This window comes from Streptomyces sp. SAS_281 (assembly GCF_052542855.1).
Genome location: NZ_JBMNDO010000001.1, coordinates 1 through 16,170, shown reverse-complemented (window position 1 = coordinate 16,170; position 16,170 = coordinate 1). Strand labels below are relative to the sequence as shown.

Annotated in this window: 11 protein-coding genes; 3 read left to right on the top strand and 8 right to left on the bottom strand. The window is 71.5% G+C overall.

Annotated elements, in window-relative coordinates; all coding sequences use genetic code 11:
- Nucleotides 1–164: 164 nt before the first annotated feature.
- On the bottom strand, nt 165–677 hold the full coding sequence (gene nrdR / locus ACN6LM_RS00055) for a transcriptional regulator NrdR (RefSeq protein WP_328902755.1): 513 nt from the start codon (nt 675–677) through the stop codon (nt 165–167).
- A 517-nt stretch (nt 678–1,194) separates the two neighbouring features.
- Between nrdR and lexA the strand changes: the two genes are divergently transcribed.
- Nucleotides 1,195–1,989 carry a transcriptional repressor LexA gene (gene lexA, locus ACN6LM_RS00050; RefSeq protein WP_026171816.1) on the top strand — a complete coding sequence of 265 codons (795 nt, stop codon included), beginning with the start codon at nt 1,195–1,197 and terminating at the stop codon, nt 1,987–1,989.
- A 108-nt stretch (nt 1,990–2,097) separates the two neighbouring features.
- Here the strand turns inward: lexA and ACN6LM_RS00045 are convergent, their stop codons facing one another.
- The 5 genes from ACN6LM_RS00045 to ACN6LM_RS00025 form a co-directional block, all read right to left on the bottom strand.
- Complete coding sequence (locus tag ACN6LM_RS00045) at nt 2,098–4,068, bottom strand: ATP-dependent DNA helicase (protein WP_445063162.1); 1,971 nt, start codon at nt 4,066–4,068, stop codon at nt 2,098–2,100.
- Nucleotides 4,069–4,118: 50 nt separating this feature from the next.
- Complete coding sequence (locus tag ACN6LM_RS00040) at nt 4,119–5,954, bottom strand: IucA/IucC family protein (protein ID WP_445063161.1); 1,836 nt, start codon at nt 5,952–5,954, stop codon at nt 4,119–4,121.
- 60 nt (nt 5,955–6,014) lie between these two features.
- The gene (locus ACN6LM_RS00035; protein WP_445063160.1) at nt 6,015–6,605 is read right to left on the bottom strand and encodes a GNAT family N-acetyltransferase; all 591 of its coding nucleotides are present in this window, start codon (nt 6,603–6,605) and stop codon (nt 6,015–6,017) included.
- A 105-nt stretch (nt 6,606–6,710) separates the two neighbouring features.
- Nucleotides 6,711–8,642: an IucA/IucC family protein gene (locus ACN6LM_RS00030; protein ID WP_445063159.1), complete on the bottom strand. Its 1,932-nt coding sequence runs from the start codon at nt 8,640–8,642 to the stop codon at nt 6,711–6,713.
- 28 nt (nt 8,643–8,670) lie between these two features.
- Nucleotides 8,671–10,050, bottom strand: a complete 1,380-nt coding sequence (locus tag ACN6LM_RS00025) for a diaminobutyrate--2-oxoglutarate transaminase family protein (RefSeq protein ID WP_445063158.1) — start codon at nt 10,048–10,050, stop codon at nt 8,671–8,673.
- A gap of 327 nt (nt 10,051–10,377) precedes the next feature.
- Between ACN6LM_RS00025 and ACN6LM_RS00020 the strand changes: the two genes are divergently transcribed.
- Nucleotides 10,378–11,610 (top strand): trypsin-like serine peptidase, encoded by a 1,233-nt coding sequence (locus ACN6LM_RS00020; RefSeq protein WP_445063157.1) that lies wholly within the window; start codon nt 10,378–10,380, stop codon nt 11,608–11,610.
- 127 nt (nt 11,611–11,737) lie between these two features.
- The gene (locus tag ACN6LM_RS00015) at nt 11,738–12,919 is read left to right on the top strand and encodes a trypsin-like serine peptidase (protein WP_445063156.1); all 1,182 of its coding nucleotides are present in this window, start codon (nt 11,738–11,740) and stop codon (nt 12,917–12,919) included.
- Nucleotides 12,920–12,998: 79 nt separating this feature from the next.
- On the opposite strand, the gene hflX is transcribed toward ACN6LM_RS00015, so the two are convergent.
- The gene (gene hflX, locus ACN6LM_RS00010) at nt 12,999–14,519 is read right to left on the bottom strand and encodes a GTPase HflX (RefSeq protein ID WP_445063155.1); all 1,521 of its coding nucleotides are present in this window, start codon (nt 14,517–14,519) and stop codon (nt 12,999–13,001) included.
- A gap of 142 nt (nt 14,520–14,661) precedes the next feature.
- Nucleotides 14,662–16,116 carry a M1 family metallopeptidase gene (locus ACN6LM_RS00005; protein WP_445063154.1) on the bottom strand — a complete coding sequence of 485 codons (1,455 nt, stop codon included), beginning with the start codon at nt 16,114–16,116 and terminating at the stop codon, nt 14,662–14,664.
- Between the last annotated feature and the right edge of the window lie 54 nt (nt 16,117–16,170).

Below are 16,170 nucleotides of genomic sequence, written 5' to 3'. Positions count from 1 at the left end.
GCCGCCTCCCATATGTGGGCAAAAACGCCCTGAAGTGCCGAGAACTTCCCCGGGCACAGTGTGTGTCTGATGCTTCGGCCGCCGCATTCGTCATACGTCGCCCGGAGCAAGGTCCTGGTGCCGGTCCGCGCGATCCCCGGATCGACGCGGCCGGCGACCGCCGCTCAGTCGGCGGCGACGGCGGGGGCGGGGACCTCGAGGGTCTCGCCGCTCCCGCATGATTCCGCGCGGGGCCGCCGCTCACGGAGTTCCGTGATGGCGGCCTCGAAGTCTTCGAGGCTGTCGAACGCCCGGTACACGGACGCGAAGCGCAGGTAGGCGACGAGGTCGAGTTCCTGCAGGGGGCCGAGGATGGCCAGGCCCACGTCGTGCGTGGTCAGCTCGGCACTGCCGGTCGCCCGCACCGCCTCCTCGACCCGCTGGCCCAGTTTGGCGAGGGCGTCCTCGGTGACGGGCCGCCCCTGGCACGCCTTGCGCACACCCGAGATGACCTTGGTGCGGCTGAAGGGCTCGGTGACCCCGCTGCGCTTGACCACCATGAGTGAACAGGTCTCCACCGTGGTGAAGCGGCGGGAGCAGTCGGGGCACTGGCGCCGCCGGCGGATCGAGGTCCCGTCGTCGGTGGTGCGACTGTCGACGACCCGGCTGTCGGGGTGCCTGCAGAAGGGGCAGTGCATGGCTCCCAACCCTCCTTCACAGCACGACTGAATAGCCTCTTCGGTCCCGGTCACGGGCCCTCGAAGCGGTCTCAAGCATAGGCGATGACCGCACCCCCGATGGACGGGGTACCACTACATTCGGGGCGGTCGGAACTATCCAACCACTAGATCTGGGGTCCGGCCGCGCATTTGGCCCTAAGCGCGTGTCGCGCCGGAGGGCGTCCGGAAGGCAGCGTAAGGCCGACCAAGAGGGTACGGGAAGCACCCGGACGACGGACGGCCGGGCGGCCACCCCGCGACGGCCCCGCACAGGATGCCGCGCTACGGTCCTGGAGCGGCCTCGACCACCGCCGTGCCCCAGGGCGGCACCACCCGCGACACGCAACCGTCGCGCACCGTAGGCGGCCTCATACACCTGGCAGTGGAGTCCCGACAGTCTTTTATTCGTTTTTCACTCGAACGTGTGTTTGGCGCAACCTTTCGAAAGCTACTACCGTTGTGCAGCCAGGGAGACCATTCGAGAGGGGCCGCCGACGTGACCACCACCGCAGACAGTGCCATCATCACTGCCCAGGACCGCTCCCAGAGCCGACTCGAGCCGGTGCATGCCATGAATGACTCAGTCACGAACACGGAGGGCCCGGAGCCCGGGCGCCCAGCGCGCTCGCTCCCCGGACGACCTCCCGGAATCCGGGCGGACAGCTCGGGGCTCACGGACCGGCAGCGGCGGGTGATCGAGGTCATCCGGGATTCCGTGCAGCGGCGAGGCTATCCGCCGTCGATGCGGGAGATCGGTCAGGCGGTGGGCCTCTCCAGCACCTCCTCCGTCGCCCATCAGCTGATGGCGCTGGAGCGCAAGGGCTTCCTGCGCCGCGACCCCCACCGCCCCCGGGCGTACGAGGTACGCGGCTCCGACCAGCCGAGCACGCAGCCGACGGACACCACGGGCAAGCCCGCCGCCTCGTACGTGCCGCTGGTGGGCCGGATCGCAGCCGGTGGGCCGATCCTCGCCGAGGAGTCCGTCGAGGACGTCTTCCCGCTCCCCCGCCAGCTGGTGGGTGACGGCGAGCTCTTCGTGCTCAAGGTCGTGGGTGACTCGATGATCGAGGCGGCGATCTGTGACGGCGACTGGGTCACCGTGCGCCGCCAGCCCGTCGCGGAGAACGGCGACATCGTGGCCGCCATGCTGGACGGTGAAGCCACGGTGAAGCGCTTCAAGCGCGAGGACGGTCACGTCTGGCTGCTCCCGCACAACGCCGCGTACCAGCCGATCCCCGGCGACGAGGCGACGATCCTCGGCAAGGTCGTCGCGGTGCTGCGCAGGGTCTGAGACCCGCACCTCACGCTCTCTGGGAGAAGGGGCCCCGTTCCGGCTTTCACGCCGGTCTCGGGGCCCCTTCTCGTGTACGTCTTCGCGGCGGTGTACGCCCCCGAGGGACTACCGCCCGTCCGCCTTGGCCGCCGCGTCGATGGCGGCGAGCGAGCGCCGGGCCTGATTGCGGTCGGTGGTGTACCAGAAACCGGGGAGCGAGGCCCGCAGATAGCTGCCGTAGCGTGCGTTGGCCAGGCGCGGGTCGAGCACCGCGACGACGCCCTTGTCCCCCGTGGCCCGCACGAGACGGCCGGCGCCCTGAGCCATCAGCAGCGCGGCATGCGTGGCCGCCACCGCCATGAAGCCGTTGCCCCCGGCCTCCTCGACGGCCTTCTGCCGCGCGCTCATCAGCGGATCGTCGGGGCGGGGGAACGGAATCCGGTCCATGACCACCAGCTGACAGCTGGCTCCCGGCACGTCGACGCCCTGCCACAGCGACAGCGTGCCGAAGAGGCAGGTTTCCGGATCGGCGGCGAAACTCTTGATCAGCTCACCCAGGGTCTCCTCGCCCTGGAGCAGGATCGGCTTGTCCAGCCGGCCGCGCAGCTCCTCGGCCGCCGCCTTGGCCGCCCGCATGGAGGAGAACAGCCCCAGCGTGCGCCCGCCGGCCGCCTCGATGAGCTCGGACAGCTCGTCCAGCATGTCCGTGCGGGAGCCCTCGCGCCCGGGGGTCGCCAGATGACGCGCGACGTACAGGATGCCCTGCTTCGGATAGTCGAACGGCGAGCCGACGTCCAGACCCTTCCACTGCGGGACGTCCTCGCCCGCCGTACCCTCCGGGGCGAGCCCCAGGGATGCGCCCACACCGTTGAAATCGCCGCCCAGCTTGAGCGTGGCCGAGGTGAGCACGACGGACCGCTCGGCGAACAGCTTCTCGCGCAGCAGCCCGGAGACGGAGAGCGGGGCGACGCGCACCGAGGCGCCGAACCGGTCGTGGCGCTCGTACCAGACGACGTCGTACTCGGAGCCCTGCGTGATGCGCTCGGCGACGGCATGGATGGACTCCACCGAGGCCAGCGCCTGCTTGCGGACCGCGTCCTCGTCCTGGACGGACTTGTCCCGCGTGGCGCCGATCGCGGAGATCACCGTGCGCGCCGCGTCCCGCAGGGCCATCAGCGCGTACCCCAGGTCCTCCGGCACCTCCTCCAGGCGGCCGGGCAACGCCAGCTCCATGACCCGCTCGAAGCCCTCGGAGGCGGTCTGCAGCGCGTCGGCCGCCTTCTCGTTGACCAGCTTCGCGGCGCGGCGCACCGCGCGTTCGACCTGGCCGGGGGTCAGCTCGCCGGTGGCCACACCGGTGACCCGGGAGACCAGTTCGTGGGCCTCGTCCACGATCAGCACCTCGTGCTGCGGGAGCACCGGGGCGCCCTCGATGGCGTCGATCGCCAGGAGCGCGTGGTTGGTGACGACCACATCGGCGAGCTTCGCCCGTTCCCTGGCCTGCTCGGCGAAGCACTCCGCCCCGTACGCGCACTTGCTCGCGCCCAGGCACTCCCGCGAGGAGACCGAGATCTGGGCCCAGGCCCGGTCCGAGACGCCGGGGGTGAGGTCGTCCCGGTCGCCCGTCTCCGTCTCGTCGGCCCAGTCGCGCATGCGCAGCAGGTCCTGGCCGAGCTTGCTGGACGGGGCCGCCGCCTCGAACTGGTCGAACAGCCCCTCCTCCTCGTCCTGCGGCACGCCCTCGTGGAGCCGGTGCAGGCAGAGGTAGTTCGACCGGCCCTTGAGCATGGCGAACTGGGGGCGGCGGCGCAGCAGCGGGTGCAGCGCGTCGACCGTACGGGGCAGATCGCGCTCCACGAGCTGGCGCTGGAGAGCCAGCGTCGCCGTGGCCACGACGACGCGCTCGCCGTGTGCCAGGGCCGGCACCAGGTAGCCGAGCGACTTGCCCGTCCCCGTGCCGGCCTGGACGAGCAGGTGGGATTGGTCGTCTACGGCCTCGGCGACGGCGGTGGCCATCGCGGCCTGGCCGGGCCTCTCCGTACCGCCGACGGCGGTCACGGCGGCGTGCAGGAGCTCGGGGAGGGATGGCTTCGTCATAGCCCGGCCAGCCTACGGGGCGCCACTGACATCGACAGGCACTCCCGGCCTCACTCGGAGGGGTGGAGCGGGTTGGCCACGCTGCCGTGGACCGCCGCGTGCGGGCGTACGGGCCGGTCGCGGTAGCCGTCCAGATGCAGCCGGTTCCGGTTCAGGCAGAGGCGGTCGATGCGCGGGGTGAGCATGTCGAACATCTCGAAGCGCTCCTTCAGCTCCGGGAAGCGGGCGTGGTGGCGCAGGATCTCCGCCCGGACGAGTGACCAGAATTCGTCCTCGGGGACGCCGAGCTGTTCCTCGCAGAGCGGGGAGAGAAACCTGAAGACCCCGGTGAAGAGCCCGGAGTGGATGAACTGGGTGAGGAAGGCCGGCTCCTCGGTGAGCAGGACGCGGCGCACGTCCGCCGGCATGGTGTCGTGCTCGGGCAGCGGCTGCGCGCTCACGTTGACGTCGTCCACGAAGTCCTTGATCGCGAGGCGCACGGGCACGTCCTGCTCGTCGAAGACCACGATCGCGTTCTCGCCGTGCGGGGAGAAGACGGTGCCGTAGCGGTAGAGGAAGTGCAGCAGCGGCGGCAGCAGTGCGGCGAAGAGCCGGGTCAGCCAGACGGTGGGCGCCAGTCCGGAGCGGGCGACCAGCTCGGCGGTGAAGGCGCGTCCCTCGGGGTCGGTGTGGAGCAGGGACGCGAGGGTTCGGGCCCGCTCCCCCGGCGCCAGGCGGGGTGGCAGCGGCTCGCGCCAGATCGCCCCGAGGATCTCCTTGAACTGGTACGGCGCCTCGGGGAGGTGGTCGTACAGCGGGTGCTCGACGGTGACCGAGGCGACCTCGCCGAGGAGGATCACGCCGCAGGTGTCGCGCAGGAAAGGGTCGTTGTCGCGCAGTCCCTGGACCCAGCCCGTGACGGCCGGCGCGGCGACGGTGCGCTCGGTGGGCAGTCCGCGCCAGACCAGGGTGTTGAGGATCGACAGCGGCAGCTTGACCGTGTGCCGGTCGGGCCGTGCGAGGTTGGCGAAGGTACGGATGGACTGCTGCGGCAACCGTACGTCCGGGTCGGCGGGCAGCGGCACGATGTCCCCGGCGGCGATGGCCGGTGCGAACAGGGGCACGATCCACTCGTCCCACTGCCAGGGGTGGACCGGCAGGAAGTGGTAGCCGTCCGGGTCCAGGCCGCGTGCGCGCAGGCTGTCGGCGAAGGACGCGCGGACGGCCGCGTCGAGCTCCTGGGTGTAGAGCTGGTCCGGGGTGGACAGGCCGGGCACGCCCCGGTACGCGGCGATGCGGTGGGAGACGGCGAGCCAGGGCAGCCGCACGGGCTCGCGGGCCTCGGGGCTGTAGCGGGCGGCGTCGGTGGCGGAGAAGCCGAGCCGGCCCTTGTTGGCGACGATCCAGGGGTGGCCGGTCTGGTGGCCCTCCAGCTCCGCGTAGCCGAGGCCGGCCAGCTCGGCGGCGGTGAGCGCGGTGTGGTCGAGGCGGGCGTCCGCGGCGAGTGTGGTGGTCAGCTCGCGGAGGAGGTGGCCGAGCGTGGCGCCGTCGAGGCCGAGGAGGCGGCGGGCCCGGGTGACGAAGAGCAGCGGATCGCGGAACGGGACGCTGTCCGCCGCGGGGTCGGGGCCCTCCTCTCCGATCGATCCGGGGTCCACGCGCCAGCTCCCGTACACACCGCGCCGGGCGGTGAAGGAGAGGCTGCCGCCGTCGTCCAGCGGGAGGGTGTACGTGCTGCCGCCGGCGGTTCGCGGAGCCGGCTCGATGACTTCCTCGTAGGCGAATTCACCGAGCATCTTCGCGAGCATCCGGGAGGCGGCCCGGTCCCAGGCCACCCGGTTGAGCTCCGGGGTGTCGAGCAGCGCGGGCGGCTCCGTTGCGTCGTGGTGCGCAGGGTATTTCGGCACGGGGACTCCTCGGGTGGGAACCGATGGGGTTCGAGCGGTGCGGACGGGTCGGGGATGCGTTCATGGCAGGGTGCGGCGGACTCGGTCGCGGACCATCAGCGCGGCCCGCTTCTCCGGGAGTTCGACCTCGGCGGAGAGACGGAAGCCGGCGCTCAGGAACGCGGAGACGGACGGGGCGTTACGGAGGTCGGGCTCGGCCACGACCCGTGTGCAGAGGGGGACGTGGTCGAGCACGAGGCCGGCCACGGCGCGCAGCAGCGTCGTGCCGGTGCCGCGGCCCCGGTGACTGCCCTCACCGATGAGCAGGTGGACGCCCATGTCGTGCGGCCTGGCCGGGTAGTGGCGGGCGAGCGGGTCGAGGTCGGCGCGGTACAGCTCCCAATAACTCATGGGCGTGCCGGACAGCACCCCGATGCACGGGGTGCTGTGGCTGCCGTGGGACAGCTGGGGGGCAAGGTGCCGGGCGGTGACGCTCTCGTCGCCGGCCAGCTCCCAGAAGGCGGCCACGACGGGGTCGTTCATCCAGCGCGTGAGGGTCGGGAGATCGCGTTCCGGGCGGACGGGGACGAGCTGGAATTCCCCGGCCGGTGTGGACACGGGAGCCCAGTCCCCCCGGAGGACGGGGCCGGCGGGCACGTCGGGGGGAGACACGGGTGACGCTCCTTTCTCAGCTCTCAACTCTCAGCTCTCAGCTCTCAGCTCTCGGCGATCGGCTCTCGGCGATCGGCTTTTCGGTCCCGGCTCGTGGCCCGGCTCTCAGCCGTGCAGAGGGTTGGTGATGGTGACGTAGACGGACTGGGTGTCGACGGGCCCGACGAGTTCGTCGAGTCCGTGCAGGCGGGTCAGCATGTTGGCCTTGCAGCGCAGACGCGGTTTTTCGAGCAGGTGGGCGGGGAACGGAGAGCCCAGTTCGCACGCCGATTTCAGGAAGCGCCGGAAGGCGTCGATGAGCATCTGCTCGTCGGCGAGCCGCTGGGACCCGAACGCCCCGATCAGTCCGAATACGTTGTTGATGCCGAGGTAGTAGGCGAAGCGTTCGTCGGTGACGGCGTCGGAGACGAAGGTGTCGCTGACCGATCCGATGCCGGGGAGCCTGTGGTCGAGCGCGGTGCGGTGCGATTCCCGGAAGTAGTAGCCCTGATTGTCACGGTAACGGCCACCGATGGGCCATCCGTCCGGGTCCAGCAGGACGAGGGTGTTCTGCTGGTGGGCTTCGAGCGCCACCCCGGCGTGGGCGTCGAGCCAGAGCACCGGGTGGACGACGCGCTCCAGGTAACGCAGGAACCACTCGGCGGCCACCGCGGTCGTCGTTCGTCCGGTGGCCGCGGCGAGGCGGTGGACCACGTCGGCGAGGCGCGAGTGCAGTCCCGCCCGGCCCGGCCAGGGGCGTGGAGCGGTGAGGCCGGCGATGCACACGGCGTCGTCGTACCGGCTGAAGGGGTTGTGGCGCAGCATGACGTCGAGGCCCTGCACGGGCACGCCGTCCGGGGTGTCGACGGCGAGCCAGGCGGGGTCGCGCACGATGTCGAAGCCGGGGTGCGCCGCGTGCCACTCGCGGGCGAGTCCGGTGCGGAGCAGCCGGTGGACCTCGACGCCCCGGTGGAGCTCCTTGCGGAGGTTCTCCCGGCGGGAGTTGGTGATGCGGACGCCGAGGGAGAGCTTCAGCATCAGGTCGGAGCCCGGCCGGTGCACGGTGCGCACCGAGGAGGTGGGGTACCACGGGGCGCCGTGGGGGCCGAGGTAGTGCAGGAGGCCGGCGTCGAGCAACGCGGCGGCTTCGGGCCTGCTCCGCAGCTCGCGGGCCTGCCAGGGGTGGAGGGGAAGGGGCACGGTGTGTTCGGGGCAGGCGAGGTCCGGGGCGTGCCGGGCGACGAGGTCGGCGGCGGGCACGGGGCGGCCCTGGTCGGTCCACGCGGAGTCGGTGGCCAGCACGGAGCGGTCGGCGGCCACCCAGTGGAGCGGGAAGGAGCCGTACAGCTCGGGTGAGTAGACGCGCGCTTCGGCGTCGGTGAGCCCTTCCCTGCTCTTGGGCGAAGGATGCAGGGGGTGGCCGAGGAGGAGCGACTGTTCCGCGGTGAGGAAGAGGTCCGCCTCCTCGGGGGCGGCGGGACGGCGGCGCCGCTCCTCGATGAACGAGGCGGTACGCCGTACCGAGTCGGCGACCCGGCCGGCCATGTCGGCGCCGTCGTGGTGCCCGGCCTCCCGGCCCAGCAGGGCGGCCACGGTGACCGCGTCGGCGGTGGGTGCGGCGGCGGGTGCCCGTTCCAGGGCGGGCGGTCCGAAGCGGTGCCAGCCGGTGGCGGACCAGTGGCGGACGGGGACGAGCAGGGCGGTGCCGCTCGCGGGGAGCGGGACGCGCAGGGTCGGCCCGGCCGGGCGGGGCAGGTCGTTCTCGCGGACCCAGCAGCGCAGCAGGTTCTCGACGCCGGCCGCGTCGGCGGCGCGGAGCGGATCGGGATGGTCGAGGGGGTCGGCGGCCAGCTCGTCCGGGGCGGCTGCCGTCGGGGCTTCCGGGTGTACGGGGGTCTGCGACGGGGAAGCGGACCGCGACGCGTGCCACAGGTCGTGCGGGGTCTCCTTCTGGCGCGGCACGGTCGTCGCCTCGACGGCGAGCCCGCCGGGGACTTCCGACTCGGGGAGGTGGCTGGGGGGAGGGCCGTCGGCCTCGGGCGCGGGGGTGGGGTTCACGGCGGTCTTCCTGTGCTGGTGTCCGTGGTCAGCGGAGCGATCCGGTCGGCAGGCGGCGGTGCGGTGAGCGCTCCGCCGCTGCCAGGGCGTCGGCGAGGCGGTCGACCACCGCTGTCGCCTGTTCGTCGGTGAGCGTGAGGGGCGGCAGCAGGCGTACGACGGTGGAGTACCGGCCACCGAGTTCGACGATGAGCCCACGGCTCAGGCACTCCTGCTGGACGGCGGCGGCGAGGACCGGGTCCGGCGGCGGTTCGGTGCCGGTGCCCTGCGGTCGCGCTTCGGGGTCCACGATCTCAACGCCGATCATCAGGCCCCTCCCCCGGACGTCGCCGACGCACGGGTGGTCGGCGGCGAGCGACCTGAGGCTCGCCAGCATGCGGCTGCCGAGGACCCCGGCCCGTGCGGCGAGGCCGTTCTCGCGGACGTACGCGAGGGTGGCCGTGCCTGCCGCCATGGCGAGCTGGTTGCCGCGGAAGGTGCCGGCGTGGGCGCCGGGCTGCCAGGTGTCGAGCTCCGAGCGGTAGACGATCACGGCGAGCGGGAGGGAACCGCCGATGGCCTTGGACAGCACCATGACGTCGGGCACGATCCCGCTGTGCTCCACGGCCCAGAAGGCGCCGGTCCGGCCGACGCCGGTCTGGACCTCGTCGGCGATCAGCGGGATGGACCTGGTCTCGGTGACCTCGCGCATCCGGCGCATCCAGCCGTCGGGCGCGGGGTTGACCCCGCCCTCGCCCTGGACCGGTTCGAGGATCATCCCGGCGGGGGCGGGAGTCCCGCTCTTGGGGTCGTCCAGGAGGTTCTCGGTCCAGCGGGCTGCGGTCCGGGCACCGGCCTCGCCGCCGATGCCGAAGGGGCAGCGGTAGTCCTGGGGGAAGGGCAGCCTGGTCACCCGTACGTCCTCGGCGCCGCCGGAAGCCGCGAGGGCGCCCTCCGTCATGCCGTGGTAGGCACCGGTGAAGGCCAGCAGGCCGCTGCGGCCGGTGGCGGCGCGGACCAGCTTGAACGCCGCTTCGACCGCGTCCGTACCGGCCGGGCCGCAGAACTGGACCCGGGCGTTGTCGGCGAACTGCCGCGGCAGGGTGCTGAACAGCTCCGTGACGAACGCGTCCTTGACCGGGGTGGCCAGGTCCAGCACGTGCAGCGGGGCGCCCGAGTCGAGGACCTTCTTGATCGCCTCCAGTACGACCGGGTGGTTGTGGCCGAGGGCCAGCGTCCCCGCCCCGGAGAGGCAGTCGAGATAGCGCCGCCCGTCCGCGCCTTCGATGGTCAGGCCCCGGGCGCGCACCGGCACGATCGGCAGCGATCTGGCATAGGTGCGGGCGGCCGATTCACGCAGTGACTGGCGGCGCAGGATGCCCTCGTGGGCGTCCAGGGGTGGCGCCGGAGCTGGTTCGGTCACGGCCACGGCTCTTGATCCTCCCGCTGTAACAGTTGCGTTGCACGTCAGTACGATTTCGCAAGGACGGCCTGCGAGGGTGAACGCTGTCTCCGTGCCCCCCACGCGTACCAACGACCGAGGGGGCAAAGGATCACGGCTGAATCCGAAGATCCTTGCGGAGTGCAACCCTGCCGCGCACCGCCGACAGCGGCACCGGCATAGTGGGTGCCGCGCCGGGCTCGGGCACGCCACGAAGACCGCGCTGCCTCCTGCCCGTTCGGCGGGCCACGCGGCGCGCCGGACGCAAGTGCAGTACTGAAGCGTTGAGTTACGAAGTCCCAGGGGGATCAGCAGATGCGTCTCGTTCGACCAGGAATCACCGCACGCCGTGGCAGGAGTGCGCGTCGCGCCTCCTCCCCCGTGCTCGCCACCGCCGCGTTCACCGCCGTCCTCGCGCTCACGGCGACCGCCTGCGGGCCGACCGAGGACGACGCGAACTCCGAGCCGAGCAGCAGCAGCACGGCCGGCGCGACGTCGGACCACAAGATCGCCATCCCGGACGATCTGAAGGACCGGCTCAAGGAACACGGGATCGACATAGACAAGTGGAAGAACGGCGACTGGAAGAACTGGGACAAGGACAAATGGCTGCGTGAGGCCAAGGACTACATCAACCCGATCATCGCGGGCCTCTGGGACCCCGACCGCATGCAGGACGCCGACAAGCCGCCGGAGAAGCCGGTCGACAACGACATCTCGGGCGACGAGGGCGTCACGGACCCCACGCCCGCGCCGGTCCGGGCCGTGGGCGTGAAGACGCAGTACCACGACAGCGCGCCGGAGTCGGGCAAGCTGTTCTTCGACGGCCCCGAGGGCTCGATGGTCTGCTCGGCGACCGTGGTGAAGGACCCGGCGCACCCCGGCAAGTCCAACATGGTGTGGACCGCCGGACACTGCGTCCACGCGGGCAAGAAGGGCGGCTGGTACCGCAACATCGCCTTCGTTCCCTCGTACAACAACAGCGGTCTGTCGACGGCCGAGCTGCGGAGCAACCCGCCGAAGGAGAAGGTCGCCCCCTACGGCATCTGGTGGGGCACCTGGGCGCAGACCTCCCAGCAGTGGATCGATCAGGGCGCCTCGGTCGGCGGCCTCGGGGCCCCGTACGACTTCGCCGTGCTGCACGTCACGCCCGAGGAGGGCGCGGGCGGCAAGTCCCTGGAGGAGACGGTCGGTTCAGCCCTGCCGGTCGAGTTCAACGCCCCGGCGGTGCCCAAGATCACGGGCATGACGGCCACCGGCTTCCCGGCCGCGGCACCGTACGACGGCCAGAAGATGTTCCAGTGCAAGGACAAGCCGGGCCGTCTGTCGCTCGCCCAGGACGACCCGACGATGTACCGCATCGGCTGCTCGATGACCGGCGGCTCCTCCGGCGGCGGCTGGGTCGCGACCGGCCAGGACGGCAAGCCCGCGCTGGTCTCGAACACCTCCATCGGCCCGGTGACGGCCGGCTGGCTGGCCGGACCGCGCCTCGGCAAGGAGGCCGAGGGCGTCTACGACTCGGTCAGCGACAAGTACGCGGACAAGTAACAGGCAGGACCGCGCCCGCACCGGCGCGTACGACGGAAGCCCAGGGGCCTCCGGAGCGGCGCAGGCCGCCCCGGAGGCCCCTGGCACGCAGACGGCAAGTGTGCAGATTTCAGGGGGATTCCTTTTCATGCGATCCATACGCCCGCTCCTCGCCGCGACCGGTCTGGCCGCCGCGCTCGCGCTGACGGCCACGGCCTGCGGCCCCACCGAGGACGAGGGCGCCGACAAGCCGGCCGCCTCCGCCACCGCCTCGGCGGCCGGTGGTGCCGAGAAGGGCAGCGGCCTACCCGCCGGGCTGGCCGACGAACTCAAGAAACACGGGATCGACCCGGACAAGTGGCGCAATGGCGAGTGGAAGAACTGGAACAAGGACAAGTGGCTGCGTGAGGCCAAGGACTTCGTCAACCCGGTCATCGAGGGGCTGTGGAAGCCGGACCGGATGAAGTCGGCGAAGGACCCGGCCAAGACCATGTCCGCCGGTGACTTCTCCGGCGACCAGGGCGTCACCGACCCGGAGCCCGAGCCCGTCACCGCCGAGCGCGAGAAGACGCCGTACCACAACTACGCGGCCCCGGTCGGGAAGGTCTTCTTCGACTCCCCCAAGGGCCACATGGTCTGCTCGGGCACGGTCGTCAAGGACCCGAAGCACCCGGGGAAGTCCAACCTGGTGTGGACCGCCGGCCACTGTGTGCACGCCGGATCCGCCGGCGGCTGGTACCGGAACATCGTCTTCGTGCCCGCGTACAACGACCAGGGCAAGAGCCCCGCGGCGCTGGAGAACGCGCAGCCGCAGGAGATCGCCCCGTACGGCGCGTACTGGGCCGACTGGGCCAGCACCTCCGGCGAGTGGATCAAGGACGGCGGGCCCACCGGCGGCGGGGGCGCCCCGTACGACTACGCCGTGCTGCACGTGAAGCCGGAGCACGGTACCAAGTCCCTGGAAGAGACCGTGGGCAACGCCCTTGCGGTGAACTTCGACGCGCCCGAGGTCTCGCGGATCAGCACGATGGGCGCCTGGGGCTACCCCGCCGCCCCGCCGTACGACGGTCTGATCATGCACAAGTGCGTCGACCGCCCCGGCCGGCTCTCGATCAGCCCGGCCACGCCCACGATGTACCGCATCGGCTGCACGATGACCGGCGGTTCCTCCGGCGGCGGTTGGTTCAGCGAAGGCAGTGACGGGAAGCCGGCCCTGGTCTCCAACACGTCGATCGGCCCGGTCACATCGGGCTGGCTGGCCGGACCGCACCTCGGCGAGGGCGCCGAGCAGATCTTCACGATGATGAGCGAGAAGTACGGCGCCCAGTAGCGGCGACGCCCGTACCACGGCCGGAAGGCCCGTCCCTCGCGAGGGACGGGCCTTCCGGTTGTTTCCGGCGCGGTGCGGCTCAGTGCACGGCGGGGATGAACGCGGCGAGCTCCGCGGCCAGCTCCTCGTTGACACGCGCCTTGATCAGCGTGCCCTCCGAGGTGTGCTCCTCGGAGACCACCTCGCCCTCGGCGTGCACCCGGGAGACGAGACCGCCCTGGGTGTACGGCACGAGCGCCTCGATGGCGACCGACGGACGGGGCAGCTCGCTGTCGATCAGCGCGAGCAGCTCGTCGATGCCGGCTCCGGTACGGGCGGAGACCGCGATGGCGTGCTTCTCGTTGCGCAGGAGGCGCTGGAGGACCAGCGGGTCCGCCGCGTCCGCCTTGTTGATCACGACGATCTCGGGCACGTCCGTCGCGCCGACCTCGCGGATCACCTCGCGCACCGCGGCGAGCTGCTCCTCCGGCACCGGGTGCGCGCCGTCCACCACGTGCAGGATGAGATCGGAGTCGCCGACCTCCTCCATGGTGGAGCGGAACGCCTCGACCAGGTGGTGCGGCAGGTGCCGTACGAACCCGACGGTGTCGGCGAGGGTGTAGACCCGGCCGCTCGGCGTCTCGGCCCGGCGCACGGTCGGGTCGAGGGTGGCGAACAGTGCGTTCTCCACCAGCACTCCCGCCCCGGTCAGGCGGTTGAGCAGCGACGACTTGCCGGCGTTGGTGTAGCCGGCGATGGCGACCGAGGGCACCTTGTTGCGCCGGCGTTCCTGGCGCTTGAGGTCGCGGCCGGTCTTCATCTCCGCGATCTCCCGGCGCATCTTCGCCATCTTCTCGCGGATACGGCGCCGGTCGGTCTCGATCTTGGTCTCACCGGGACCACGGGTCGCCATGCCGCCACCGCCGCTGGTACCGCCACCGCCCATCTGACGGGACAGCGACTGGCCCCAGCCGCGCAGCCTGGGCAGCATGTACTGCATCTGCGCCAGGGAGACCTGGGCCTTGCCCTCTCGGGACTTGGCGTGCTGGGCGAAGATGTCGAGGATCAGGGCGGTCCGGTCGACCACCTTGACCTTGACGACGTCCTCGAGGTGGATCAGCTGGCCGGGGGACAGCTCACCGTCGCAGACGACGGTGTCGGCTCCGGTCTCGACGACGAGGTCGCGCAGTTGGAGCGCCTTGCCGGAACCGATGTACGTGGCCGGGTCGGGCTTGTCACGGCGCTGGAAGACGGCGTCGAGCACCTGGGCGCCCGCCGTCTCGGCGAGGGCCGCCAGCTCGGCGAGCGAATTCTCCGCGTCCTGCACGGTGCCCGAGGTCCAGACACCGACGAGCACCACGCGCTCCAGGCGCAGCTGCCGGTACTCGACCTCGGTGACGTCCTCGAGCTCGGTGGAGAGGCCGGCCACGCGCCGCAGCGCGGCACGTTCCGAGCGGTCCAGCTGCTCGCCGTCCCGCTCTCCGTCGATCTCGAAGCTCCAGGCGACGTCCTCTTCCATCAGGGCGTCGGCCCGCAGGCCCTCGGTGAGGCTCTCGGTCGCGTTCTCCGTGGCACTCTGCGCGTTGCGCGCGTCCTGGGGAAGGGAAGAAGAGGAGGTCATTGGATCCTTACGTCGATAGAAGTGGTTGCATCAGTCACAACGCGTGACCTGTGCGGAAGATTCCCGAGGGGGACATCCTCCACTCCGGCCGCCTCGGCGACCCGTCGATAGTGGCACGGCCGGCGCGGGGCGTCACCCGGGTTTACGAGGCGGCCGGCGCCGTGCTCCGCCAGTCCGGGTGCCCCGGCATGGGCGGTGTCTTCGTCCCGTACAGCCAGCCGTCGAAGAAGGCGGACAGATCGCGTCCCGACACCTGCGAGGCGAGCCGGACGAAGTCCTCCGTGGCCGCGTTGGAGTCGCGGTGCTTGCGGACCCAGAGCCGTTCCAGCCGGTCGAAGGCGTCACGGCCGATCTCCTGGCGCAGCGCGTACAGGACGAGGGCGCTGCCGTCGTAGACGACGGGGCGGAACAGGCTGATCTTCTCGCCGGGCTCCGGGGCCGCGGGACGGGCGGGCGGGCCTCCGGCGGCGCGCCAGGTGTCCGAGCGGATGTAGGCGTTACGCATGCGCGCCTCCAGTGGTGCGTCCATGTGGTCCTCGGTGTACCGCGCCTCGTACCAGGTGGCGTGCCCCTCGTTCAGCCACAGGTCGGACCAGGACTGCGGGGAGACGCTGTCGCCGAACCACTGGTGGGCCAGTTCGTGGACCATGACCGACTCGACGTACCACTCGGGGAAGCGCGTGTCGGTGAACAGGCGCTTCTCGAAGAGGGACAGGGTCTGGGTCTCCAGCTCGAATCCGGTCTCGGTGTCGGCGACGAGGATTCCGTAGTTCTCGAAGGGGTAGCGGCCGACCTGCTCCTCCATCCACTCCAGCTGGGCGGGGGTCCTCTTCAGCCAGGGTTCCAGGCGGTCCCGGTCCGCGGTCGGCACGACGTCGCGCACGGGCAGCCCGTTCGGTCCGGTACGCCGCACGACGGTCGAGCCGCCGATGCTGACCTGGGCCAGTTCGGTCGCCATGGGGTGCTCGGTGCGGTAGGTCCAGGTGGTGCTGTCGCCGTTGCGGCTGCGGCCGGTGGGCAGGCCGTTGGCGACGACGGTCAGATCATTCGGCGCGGTGATGCGGAAGGTGAAGTACGCCTTGTCGGCGGGGTGGTCGTTGCTCGGGAAGACCCGGTGCCCGGCGTCCGCCTGGTTGGCCATGGCAAGTCCGTCGGCGGTGCGCACCCAGCCACCGCTGTCCTGTTCGCCGGTGGGGTCGCTGGTGTGACGGACGGTGATGCGCAGGGGCACTCCGGCCGGGATCCGGCCCATCGGCCGTACGACGAGGTCCTCGCCCGCGGTGTCGAAGCCGGCCCGGAGCCCGTTGACGGCGACGGAGCGCACGGTGCCCCGGGTGAAGTCGAGGTTGATGCGGTCCAGTGGCTCGGTCGTCCGTGCGTCGATGGTGGTGACGGCGTCCAGCGGCTTGTCGTTGCGGCCCTGGTAGACAAGGCCGATGTCGTACGCGAGCACGTCGTACCCGGGGTTGCCGAGGTGCGGGAAGAGCGGGTCGCCGATGCCGAGGGGCACCGGGTCGGCGGGCAGGGTGGCGGCGACGAGGGCGGCCGACGCGGCGGCCAGCAGGGCGGCCCGCGAACGGCGGGAGAGGAACGGCATGGACTACGGCTATCAGCGCCGCCCCGCCGGACGGGGGGGGGGGGGGGGGGGGGG